Here is a 2,459-nt window from a genome sequence, read left to right on the forward strand (position 1 = left end):
ATCAGGGTTTCGGGTATTTCCCAAATCTTGAGGGTCTCATGGCTAGCTGGCCCAATTTGCTGGATAATAGTGCTGTCGGCAGCTTTAATCGTGATGGTGCCATCTCGAACATAGGTCAAGACATCCTTAGTAGAATCTGGCAGAGAGCTTTCTAGCTTTTGCCAACCCCAACCCAATGCGATCGCACTGCCACTGACCCCTAGTCCGATCCAAAACCAGGAGCGACGATAAATTGCTTTTGGTCCGATTAGCGGTTTGATAACCGTACTAGATACACGCTTGATTCCGTTTAGAGTTTGGGCAACTACCCTCGACCGCTTCCGCCGTCTTGGCTTTGATGAGGGGTGCTTGCCATCATTAGACGCAACACTCCCATTCAAATCCGATTTCTCCGTCAGTTTCTTTGAGGGATTCGGAGGGTTGTGACTATGTCGATCTTGGGGCTTCGGGGAAAATATTGACACATCAACTCCTTAGCAATACAAAAGCAGCCATAACTTTTTGTCTTATAACTTGTTGTCTATTTTAGGGCTTGAAATCTTTATTTAGTGGATCTGTCACTTTTTTCCTTCTGCTTGGGTAAAATCCGGATTTATACGTACTAGGTCAGCATTCAGCTATCAGCGAACAGCTATTAGCTTTTGAATAAAACAGGTAAGCATTCGTTTGATCTGAGTTACCTCTGCTGAGATGGGATTCATAGTCTTTGGCTAATAGTTAAGTTAAGATCTTCTGCCCGTAACAGCTGATCTTCAAGTTCACTGGCTGAACCCATAGCAATTTGAAGGAAACCGGCTAGTTCGGCAACTCCGTTCCCTTAAGCATTAAGCTGACTGCTGACAGCTGACGGCACCTCAAGTAGCACCATCTGTAGCCCATATGCTTACTCATGAACCAAGCATAATGAAAATATTAAACTAAACCTTATTTTTTGCTATTCTTCAACATTATTCGTCCTCTTTAAACCCTGTGGTATTTTCCTCCGAGCGTCTTCTGTTTACACCAGCCACTCCTGACGACCATGCTATTCCTACTATTTTTGCCTTTCCTAATCAATACAACATCGGTATTACTAGTCTCGGCTATCAGATAGTGTGGGCATCTCTAGCCTTGCGCCCTGACCTAATGGTCAGCCGCTTGTTCACGGATTACCATGAGCCATTACCGAGACAGCCAGAATTACTTGGTTATTCTATATCATGGGAATTGGATTATGTCAATATCTTAGGGGGATTGGAATTTTTGGAGATACCCCTATACTCAGCACAACGGGACTCTAGCCATCCCCTAGTGTTTGGTGGCGGTCCCGTGTTAACCGCTAATCCAGAACCCTTTGCTGACTTCTTTGATGTGATTTTGCTCGGAGATGGGGAAATCCTGCTAGATAATTTTATCGATGCTTATCAAGAGGTTCGCACTGCTGAACGTAATACTCAACTGCAGCATCTGGCCCAAGTCCCTGGAGTCTATATACCCAGTCTATATCAGGTAACCTACCATGACCTAACGAGTGCGATCGCATCCATTCAACCAGTGTCTGATCAGATTCCTACCACGGTATCTAAACAGACCTATCGGGGCAATACCCTGTCTGCTTCCACAGTGGTCACCGAAAAAGCCGCTTGGGAAAACATCTACATGGTAGAAGTGGTGCGCAGTTGTCCAGAGATGTGTCGCTTCTGTCTGGCCAGTTACCTCACTTTACCATTTCGTACTCCTAGCGCGATCGATTCTTTGATTCCAGCTATAGAACGGGGATTAAAGGTAACAGACCGGATTGGCTTACTGGGAGCATCAGTCACCCAGCATCCCGAGTTTGATGTGTTGTTAGATTACCTAAATCAGCCACAATACGACCATGTGCGCTTGAGTATTGCCTCAGTGCGAACCAATACAGTTACCGAAAAGCTTGCCCAAACCCTAACCAAACGTAACACCCGTTCCATTACGATTGCAGTGGAAAGTGGCTCACAACGGTTGCGCGAGATTATTAATAAGAAGCTCAGCAATGACCAAATTATCCAGGCAGCAGTCAATGCTAAAGCAGGGGGATTAAAACGTCTGAAACTCTACGGGATGGTAGGAGTTCCAGGAGAGGAAATAGCAGATGTTGAAGAAACTGTAGGGATGATGGAACAGATTAAGAAAGCAGTGCCCGGTCTAGGCTTAACCCTCGGTTGCTCCACCTTTGTTCCCAAAGCTCATACACCCTTTCAGTGGTTTGGTGTCAATCCCCAAGCCCAGAAGCGGCTCAAGTTATTGCAGAAAAAATTGCGATCGCAAGCCATAGACTTTCGACCAGAAAGCTACAACTGGTCAGTAATTCAAGCACTGATTTCCCGAGGGGATCGTCGCTTATCCCAACTCTTAGAACTAACCAGGCATTATGGGGATTCCTTAGGCAGTTTCCGCCGTGCCTTTAAACAATTGCGAGGACAGTTACCTGAACTAGACTTCTA

The 2,459-nt window shown here is 45.7% G+C and carries 2 protein-coding genes and 1 pseudogene; 1 reads left to right on the forward strand and 2 read right to left on the reverse strand.

Annotated features, from left to right (window positions below):
* Positions 1–464: pseudogene (locus F6K37_RS28200) on the reverse strand (penicillin-binding protein); the annotation flags it as partial.
* 233 nt (positions 465–697) lie between these two features.
* Positions 698–775, reverse strand: coding sequence for a hypothetical protein (locus F6K37_RS44840; RefSeq protein ID WP_083374173.1), 78 nt, complete (start codon positions 773–775; stop codon positions 698–700).
* 194 nt (positions 776–969) lie between these two features.
* Between F6K37_RS44840 and F6K37_RS28205 the strand changes: the two genes are divergently transcribed.
* Positions 970–2,459 (forward strand): B12-binding domain-containing radical SAM protein (locus tag F6K37_RS28205; RefSeq protein ID WP_287253732.1); only part of this gene is annotated, 1,490 nt, incomplete at its 3' end.

The organism is Moorena sp. SIO4E2, from assembly GCF_010671945.1.
Taxonomy (GTDB): Bacteria; Cyanobacteriota; Cyanobacteriia; order Cyanobacteriales; family Coleofasciculaceae; genus Moorena; species Moorena producens.

Excerpts from the sequence above, each read along its gene's own strand:
- F6K37_RS44840 (WP_083374173.1), bottom strand. The coding sequence starts at position 775 with ATGGGTTCAGCCAGTGAACTTGAAGATCAGCTGTTACGGGCAGAAGAT.